The sequence below is a fragment of the Microcystis sp. M165S2 genome (assembly GCF_020245885.1).
Classification (GTDB): Bacteria; Cyanobacteriota; Cyanobacteriia; order Cyanobacteriales; family Microcystaceae; genus Microcystis.
The window spans coordinates 1-8,370 of record NZ_JADBTZ010000123.1; the positions used below are offsets into that span (position 1 = coordinate 1).

The window sequence follows — 8,370 nt, forward strand, 5'->3', positions numbered from 1 at the left end:
CAAGGGTTGCGCTTGCTTTGGTTTAACCTGAGCGACTTAGTTTTTGCTGCGCTTTTTTCTGGCTTGAGATTTTAGGTTCGACAGCAACTCCTTGATTGTTTTTTGAGTTACCCCTTGACAATCAAGACAGTCGCTACGTTCTCACACCTGATAACTGAATCACTGATAACTGATAACTGATAACTGATGTGGGGGGCTATAATGGGAAAAAATAGCTCATCCATCAATCTTATGAGTCAAGGATCTCGGCAAGAAATAAAAACCCAAGCAATAATCCTCGCTACCTTTGTGGCGATTTTTTGGCTGTTAGAGATTTTAGATCAATTTGTTTTTCGGGGCAGTTTAGACATTTTCGGGATTATTCCGCATCAAGTCATCGGATTGCGGGGTATTCTTTTCGCACCTTTCCTACACGGTGACTTTCCCCATCTTATCGCTAATACGGTTCCTTTCCTGATTCTCGGTTGGTTGGTGATGTTACAGGAAACCAGTGACTTTTTTATTGTGACTGGGTTGACTATGCTGGTGGGGGGGTTAGGAGTCTGGTTATTTGCTACTCCCGGCTCCATCCATATCGGGGCAAGTATCTTGATTTTTGGCTATTTAGGTTTTTTATTACTGCGGGGCTATTTCCAGAGAAATATTCCTTCTATACTCTTGTCGATTCTAGTCTTTTTACTCTACGGTGGCACAATTTGGGGCGTTTTGCCTTCCCGTCCGGGGATTTCTTGGCAAGGACATTTATTTGGTTTCCTAGGCGGGGTTTTAGCCGCCAAATTAATCGCCACCGAAAAGAAACATTATCCCTAAATGGGGGAACCTTCTATCTCGCTACAAACTTCGTAAAAATCGGTGACAGGCGGTTTCACAAACAGAGGAGCCATGGATTTCAGCAATAATTCATGGGCTTCGCTTTTATTTGCCTCCATATCATCGATTTTATCCCAGATGATCACGGCAATTCCTTCGTCGGTTCCGGGTTTTTGCAGCAGAAAAGCCCCTTGGAATCCCGTGGAATAGGTGGAAACGGCCTTTTCGTAGAGTTTTTGGGCCTCGGAAAAACACCCCGGTTTGAATTCACCAATAGCCACATAGGCGTATTTATGTTTGAGAAAATCGAGAAATTCTGGCATGGCAATGAGGGGAAATGGAATAAATCTTTCTTTCTACTCTCATTAAAACTTAGATCGATCGCCCCCTCCGCCCCATCCACATATTTTTTTAACTAAGCTTCCCCAATTGTCTCTTTTTTTGTTAGCTTATATGTAGTCGTTATGAGTTTGTATAAGTTCTATGATCAAAATCGTTGGTATTAATGGCAGTTTACGCCCCGGATCCTATAGTGCGATGGCGTTAGAAGTTGCTATCAGTCGAGTACAGGGGTTAGGAGTAGAAACGGAGATAATTGACCTGAGAAAACTCTCTTTACCCTTCTGTAACGGGGGAGATGACTATTCTGACTATCCCGATGTGGCCAAAATGCAGCAAACGGTTAAATCGGCAGCGGGATTAATTTTGGCGACACCGGAGTATCATGGCAGTGTCAGTGGTGTGATGAAGAATGCCCTAGATTTAATGAGCTTTGAGGAGTTATCGGGAAAGGTTGCTGGATTAATCAGTGTTTTAGGCGGCCAATCCAATAGTAACGCCCTAAATGATTTAAGAATCATTCTCCGTTGGGTTCACGCTTGGGTAATTCCGGAACAAATTGGCTTAGGACAAGCGTGGAAAGTCTTCAACGAAGAAGGAAAAATCCTTGACGAGAAGCTTTCCCAACGTTTTGACGCTTTTGCTGCAAGTTTAGTCGATAATACCCGTAAACTCAACGATATCTAGTAATATCGATGGTGATTTTACCGGTGAAATGGGGAATTGGGGCGGCGGGTTTCGATAATTGTACTCTTACCTGTCGCACTCGATCGAGTTGTAGGATATCCTCAGCGATAACCGTGGCCAATTTTTCCACTAGGGCAAATTTGCCGGTTTCAATCTGGTGTTTGACAATTTTGATCGCCTGTCGATAATCTAGGGTATCTTCAATTGCGTCACTTTTGCCAGCAATGCTGATATCAACTTCTAGGGATAAATCCACCTCAAACCATTGACCTAAAACCTGTTCTTCGGCCAGATATCCTGTGTAACCGTAGGCACGAATTCCCGTAACGTGAATAGTATCCATAGATAGTTAAATTTAAAAACTGGCAGCGTTGGTCACAAAGATGAAGTGTAACCTAATTTGGTATCGACGACCCACTCCCCAAAACGAAAACTTCCTACCCGACCATTAAGATAACTGCTATAAATTATAGTTTAGACGGCTCTTACCTGTTCGGCGTAATCTTTGGAGCGTAGTTGACGGAAACCTTGAAAAGCCAGTTGTCTCAAATTTAGAGGTAAATAGGAAAGCAGTAAACCCAGTCTAGCTCGTCGGGATTTTCCTAACAATTGCGAGGCTTTTTCTATTAAAACTCGCCCAGCCTCGTTTTCTCCCTTTTCAATTAATTTTATTCCCAAAGATTCCTGTAAAAAAGCCGCTTTTTTTACTCTTTCTTCTTCTAATTTTACATCATTAAAGTGATAACTTTCTGTACAAAACAGTTTTGCTTGCAAAAAATGAACTGCTTGTTTTAAGCTAGTTTGACCGCCATGGAAACGATATTCCATTAATAATTCCGGCAGAAAATAAGCTTGTTTTCCCGCTAAAGCTAAACGCACTAATAAATCAAAATCTTCACAACCATCCGCTTGAGAGCGCATATAATCCACATCGGCTAAAGATTGATAACGAAAAAGAGTCGAACCCACCTGTAAACTTTGATAGGAAAAAGTTTGTCTCTCTAAATCAGTAATAATCCCTTGTTGTAATCTGTCTTTGCCCCATTTCGCTGAATTTTCCTGGGTTGCCGAGGCAACTTTTTGTCCAAATTTATCAATAATCCAGTGATCGGTACAGACAAAATCAACGTTTTTTTCTTGATCTAAAATAGGGACAGTTTTCGCTAAAAATTCAGGAGTTAGTCCATCATCATCATCGAATTTAATAAAATATTCTCCCCGAGCAGCCGTAAAACCCGAGCGCATATTTAAACTTCTACCAAGATTTTGGGGATGACGCAGATAAAGTATTCTCGAATCCTGAAATGCTGCCACCACTTCTGGGGTATGATCAGAAGAACCATCATCACAAACAATTAACTCAAAATCTTCATAAATCTGCCGCAGGACACTATTAATCGAATAGGTGAGATAATCGGCGCGGTTATAGGTGGGAATACAAACAGTTACTTTCGGCATAATATTTTCAGTAATCAGTAATCAGTAATCAGTAATCAGTTATTCGTTATTAGTGAACAGGGATATCGGGATATCAAGAGAGAAAAGCTAACGGCTGAAGGCTGATGGCTGACGGCTGACGGCTTTAAAAGTATTTTTACATTTTTCCAAAGGAATGTTAAGTTTTAGGTTATTGAATGAGTAACCTTGATAGCCATGGCTCCTAAAATAGCAGGGATTATCTGTACCCACAACCGCGATCACTACCTAGCAGGAGCGATCGATAGTCTTTTAGCGCAAACCTGTCCAGATTGTGAGATTTTAGTGGTTGATAACGCATCCACCGATAAAACCCGTCAAGTGGCCCAGTCGCGTCTGGGAGATGGGCGGCTAAAATACGTTTACGAACCTATTTTAGGGCTATCTACCGCCAGAAATCGCGGGGCGAAGGAAACTAGAGCGCCGATTTTAGCCTATTTGGATGACGATGCGATCGCTAGTCCTCAATGGTTAGAAATTCTGTTAAATGCCTACGAAAATAACGAAAAACTGGCAGTAGCGGGGGGAAAAGTCACTCTTATTTGGCCGCAAGGCTACAGTCAACCCAATTGGTTATCCGATGAGTTAGCAGGGGGTTTAGGGGCTTTCGATTTGGGCGACAATGTGGTATACATTAGCCAGGCGAATTTAACTCCGCGAGGGGTTAATTACTCAATTCGGCGGGATTTCTTGGATAAAATTGGCGGTTTTGACCCTAATTTGGGAAGAATTGGGAAAAAACTTCTCTCTAACGAGGAATTATACACGACAGAACTGGCACTCGCCCAGGGATGGCAAGTGGGCTATTTTCCCACCGCATTGGTGGAACACAATGTAGCCCCGGAAAGAATCAATCGTCAATGGTTTATGCGTCGTAGTTGGTGGCAAGGCATCAGCGAACACTACCGGGAAGAAGTGGCAGGAAAGACGGGATTGGCTCAATTTAGGCGAGGAGGTGAGCGTTTGGTGAGAGGATTGGTTAAATATGTCAAATTTATCAATAATCCCGCTAAAAGCTTTGATAATCTTCTCTATGCCTACGGACAAATCGGTTATTTAAGCGAGGCCGCCAAGGCGATGTTAAACCCTCAAAAGTAAATTATTGTAAATAAATGAGTAAAAAAGCGTTAATTTGTGGTATATCGGGGCAGGATGGAGCCTACCTAGCCGAATTACTGTTAAAAGCAGGCTATACAGTTTGTGGCACCTCCCGGGATGCCCAAATGTCCTCTTTTAGTAACCTGAAACGTTTGGGAATCAAGGAACAGGTAAAACTAGAATCGATGGCACTGAACGACTTTCGCAGTGTCCTACAAGTCTTAATTAAAATTCAGCCCGATGAGGTCTATAATTTGGCTGGACAAAGTTCTGTGGGTTTATCCTTCGAGCAGCCAGTGGAAACCTTAGAAAGTATTGCCACGGGAACCTTAAATCTCTTAGAAGCAATTCGATTTACCGGAGCAAAAATTAAATTATATAATGCAGGATCGAGTGAATGTTTCGGGGATATCGGCGATAATTCTGCCGACGAAAATACCCCTTTTCGTCCTCGCAGTCCCTACGCTGTGGCCAAATCGGCGGCTTTTTGGGAAGTGGCTAATTATCGAGAAGCCTACGGAATTTTTGCCTGTTCAGGCATACTTTTCAATCATGAATCTCCCCTGCGTCCCGAGCGCTTTGTTACCCAAAAAATTATTGCTGCCGTGGCTAGAATTGCCCAAGGAAGTCCCGAGACTTTACACTTAGGAAATATGGATATTCAAAGGGATTGGGGTTGGGCTCCGGAGTACGTTGAAGCGATGTATTTAATGCTGCAACAGGAGCAACCCGATGATTACGTGATTGCCACGGGAGAAAGTTCAAAACTGGAGGATTTTGTGGCCACAGCTTTTGCTACTGTTGGCTTAAATTGGCAAGATCATGTAATTTCCGATCGAAGTTTATTAAGACCAACAGATTTAGCCATTAGTCGCGGCAATCCCAACAAAGCTAAGGAAAAATTAGGTTGGCAAGCACAATACAAAATGACTGATATTGTCCGCATGATGGTAGAAAATCGTTTAGAGAAATAGCCATGAATATCTTAATGATTAGTTCCACCTTTCCCTATCCACCCAGCAAAGGAGGAACTCAGGGCAGAACTTTTAATTTACTCAAATATCTCAGCAAAAATCATGATATTACTCTCATGGTTCAGCGTACTGCTGATGTCAGCGATGAGGAGGTAGAAAAGTTAGGTAACTTTGTTAGTGAATTGGTAGTTTTTCCCCGTCCTCAAGATGCCAAAACTGGAATAATTGCTAAACTGCAAAGATTAGCTCAATTCCTGAAAACGGGAACCCCTCCCAATGTACTTTTTGGCTATTCTCAAGAGATGCAGAACTGGATAGATAGGGCAGTTAAGAGTCAAAAATTCTCAGTCATTACCAGTGAACATAGCGTTAATGAAATTTATATTCGTTCCGAATGGCAACGGCAAATTAGGACAGTAATTGATGTGCATAGTTCCCTCTATCAAACCAGCAAAAGTCAATTAGAAATTGGGGTTTCTAGTCAAAAATTACGGGATCGTCTCTACCTTCCTCTCCTGCGTCGCTACGAACAAAAAACTGTGCAGAAATTCTCAAAAATTGTCGTCACCACCGATGATGATCAAAAACAAATGCGAGAATTCGCTCCCAAGAAAGAGATTTATTTAATTCCTAATGCAGTCGATTTAGATTTATTTGCCTATCGTCCCGAGGCTCCTGCTGGACATAATTTAGTTTTTATCGGTGGGTTAGATTATTGGGTTAATATCGATGCGGCCTGTTTTTTAGCTAGGGAAATTTTACCTCGTATTCAAATTACTTACCCCGATACTACTTTAACTCTAGTCGGTGCTAATCCATCCCTAGAAGTGCAAGAATTAACTAAGTTAAAAGGAGTGATTGTGACGGGACGAGTACCATCAATGACCACCTATCTTCATCAGGCAACTGTGGCAGTTATTCCCCTAAGAACGGGTTTTGGAATGAAGTTTAAAACCCTAGAATCTATGGCCGCAGGGGTGCCTGTGGTGGCCAGCGATCGAGGTTTAGAAGGGTTAACAGTGGAAGGAAATAATGTTCCTTTAGCAGCCTTAAGGGCTAATAGTATTGAGGAATATTGTACGGCGATTAGTAGTCTTTTTGAATCGGCAGAGTTGCGAGAAAAATTATCTAGAAACGCTCGCAAGTTAATCGAAGATAATTATACTTGGCAGCAAGCAGCCGCTAAGTACGAACAAGTTTTGACTGCTGATATTTGTTAGGAAATTTCTCTAGTTTTTTGTAAATTAATATGCTATCAAATCAAATAACAGTGAAAATATCTGTGGTTGTTCCTCTCTATAACGAAGAGGAAAATATCGATGTTCTCTTTAGCCGACTTTTAGCAGTTTTAGAGGCACTAAATACCAGTTATGAGGTCATTTGCGTCAATGATGGTAGTCGTGATAATACTCTCAAAAATCTCGTGGAATATCATCAACGTTATCCACAAATTAAAGTGGTTAATTTATCCCGTAATTTTGGTAAAGATATTGCCATGTCAGCAGGAATTGATTACAGTCAAGGGATGGCAGTAATTCCTATTGATGCTGATTTACAAGATCCCCCCGAATTAATTGCCGAAATGATCGAAAAATGGCAGCAGGGTTATGATGTGGTTTATGCGTCCCGTCGGGTTAGAATTGGCGAAAGTTGCTTGAAACGTTTCACCGCAGAAGGTTTCTATCAAGTCATTAATAAATTGAGTCGGGTTCCTATTCCCCCTAATACGGGAGATTTTCGCTTAATCGATCGCCGAGTGGTAGAATCAATTAAAAAAATGCCCGAACGTCAAAGATTTATGAAAGGAATATTTGCTTGGGTGGGATATAAACAGACATCAATTTTATTCGATCGAGAACCCCGGTATCAAGGACAAACTAAATGGAATTACTGGAAATTATGGAATTTTGCCATCGATGGTATTACCTCTTTTAGTTTTTTACCCCTGAAAGTCTGGACCTATGTAGGATTTATCATTGCACTTGTTAGTCTTGTTTATGCTAGTTTTTTAATGCTCAGAACTATTATTTTAGGAATCGACGTACCCGGATACGCTTCTCTGATGGTTGCTGTTCTATTTTTAGGAGGAATCCAATTACTGACTCTTGGTATTATTGGCGAATATATTGGCAGAGTTTATGAAGAAGTAAAGGGCCGGCCACTTTATCTTGTTCGAGATTGTTATGGTTTTGAAAATAGGAAACAAGTTACTGATAAAATAACTCAAAATTAAAATACTGATAAGAGGAGAATTAAGTCTATGAATACCGAAGTTTTTCAGCAATTTTTTGCCTATTGTGTCGGTAGTTGGCAAACGGAAAGAACCTATCATTATCTAGCTGATCAAGAAGTGGAACGTTCCCGTACTGAATTCCTCATTCAACCCCTCACTAGGGAGATTAAACAGAAAGTTCTGACAGATAATAACTATCCCGATATTGCCGATTTAGAAACTATCCCTGGGTTTAATTTAGGTTTCTATACCATCTCGGAAAAAGGAGAAGAAGTGCGACAAAATCTTAATCTTTTATTTGTGGTTAAAGCAGAAAATAACGGTTATTTAGAAGGGGATTATCTTCGTGATCGCGCCTACGAAGAAGCAAGACCAATTATCTCCGCTTTTCGCTTTGATTCCACCACCAGAGAGTTATTAATGACCACCAATTATACTCGCAGTGTTTCCGTGGATTCAATTACTTTAATCAATCCAGACCTGCGAATTCGCAAAATTATTAACTATCAACGTCCCAAGAAGGGGGAACCCTTGGAAAAAGTTCTCTTGGTCGGTTTTGGGGTTGAGTGTAAAGTCAGTTAAAAAAATAGGTAGTGATCCGATAGTAGTGGTGTAGCTCTCTTGCTTATCTAGCCTGAGTTGTGTAGAATATTGACTAATAAAAATAATTACCTGATAAATGTCAAGAATTTGCTTTTTATGATTCAATAATTTGCTTTTTATGATTGCTGTTTTTATCAAAATCTTCTCTGG

General features: G+C 41.0%; 10 protein-coding genes. 7 read left to right on the forward strand and 3 right to left on the reverse strand.

Going from position 1 to position 8,370, the window contains the following annotated elements:
- The first annotated feature begins 201 nt into the window (after positions 1-201).
- Positions 202-810 (forward strand): rhomboid family intramembrane serine protease, encoded by a 609-nt coding sequence (locus IM479_RS06490; RefSeq protein WP_002795707.1) that lies wholly within the window; start codon positions 202-204, stop codon positions 808-810.
- On the opposite strand, the gene IM479_RS06495 is transcribed toward IM479_RS06490, so the two are convergent.
- A complete protein-coding gene (locus IM479_RS06495) occupies positions 807-1,133 on the reverse strand; it encodes a hypothetical protein (RefSeq protein WP_024969378.1) in 327 nt (108 codons plus the stop codon). The two genes, IM479_RS06490 and IM479_RS06495, sit on opposite strands and share 4 nt — an antisense overlap.
- 160 nt (positions 1,134-1,293) lie before the next feature.
- Here IM479_RS06495 and IM479_RS06500 point away from each other — a divergent pair, with 160 nt between their 5' ends.
- Positions 1,294-1,836, forward strand: a complete 543-nt coding sequence (locus tag IM479_RS06500; RefSeq protein ID WP_287687721.1) for an NADPH-dependent FMN reductase — start codon at positions 1,294-1,296, stop codon at positions 1,834-1,836.
- Here the strand turns inward: IM479_RS06500 and folB are convergent.
- Together folB and IM479_RS06510 are read right to left on the reverse strand one after the other, a co-directional pair.
- Entirely contained in the window at positions 1,823-2,179 is a 357-nt protein-coding gene (gene folB / locus IM479_RS06505; protein WP_287687723.1) for a dihydroneopterin aldolase, read from the reverse strand. The two genes, IM479_RS06500 and folB, sit on opposite strands and share 14 nt — an antisense overlap.
- A gap of 131 nt (positions 2,180-2,310) precedes the next feature.
- A complete protein-coding gene (locus tag IM479_RS06510) occupies positions 2,311-3,294 on the reverse strand; it encodes a glycosyltransferase family 2 protein (protein ID WP_287687725.1) in 984 nt (327 codons plus the stop codon).
- A gap of 195 nt (positions 3,295-3,489) precedes the next feature.
- Between IM479_RS06510 and IM479_RS06515 the strand changes: the two genes are divergently transcribed.
- From IM479_RS06515 to IM479_RS06535, 5 genes are read left to right on the forward strand one after another with little or no spacing between them, the layout of a single operon-like run.
- Positions 3,490-4,410: a glycosyltransferase family 2 protein gene (locus tag IM479_RS06515; protein ID WP_287687727.1), complete on the forward strand. Its 921-nt coding sequence runs from the start codon at positions 3,490-3,492 to the stop codon at positions 4,408-4,410.
- 14 nt (positions 4,411-4,424) lie between these two features.
- Positions 4,425-5,384: a GDP-mannose 4,6-dehydratase gene (locus IM479_RS06520; RefSeq protein WP_286824878.1), complete on the forward strand. Its 960-nt coding sequence runs from the start codon at positions 4,425-4,427 to the stop codon at positions 5,382-5,384.
- 2 nt (positions 5,385-5,386) lie between these two features.
- The gene (locus tag IM479_RS06525) at positions 5,387-6,604 is read left to right on the forward strand and encodes a glycosyltransferase family 4 protein (protein ID WP_287687729.1); all 1,218 of its coding nucleotides are present in this window, start codon (positions 5,387-5,389) and stop codon (positions 6,602-6,604) included.
- A gap of 29 nt (positions 6,605-6,633) precedes the next feature.
- Positions 6,634-7,617 carry a glycosyltransferase family 2 protein gene (locus IM479_RS06530; RefSeq protein ID WP_287687731.1) on the forward strand — a complete coding sequence of 328 codons (984 nt, stop codon included), beginning with the start codon at positions 6,634-6,636 and terminating at the stop codon, positions 7,615-7,617.
- Positions 7,618-7,644: 27 nt separating this feature from the next.
- Positions 7,645-8,199, forward strand: coding sequence for a phycobiliprotein lyase (locus IM479_RS06535; protein WP_287687733.1), 555 nt, complete (start codon positions 7,645-7,647; stop codon positions 8,197-8,199).
- Positions 8,200-8,370 lie beyond the last annotated feature (171 nt).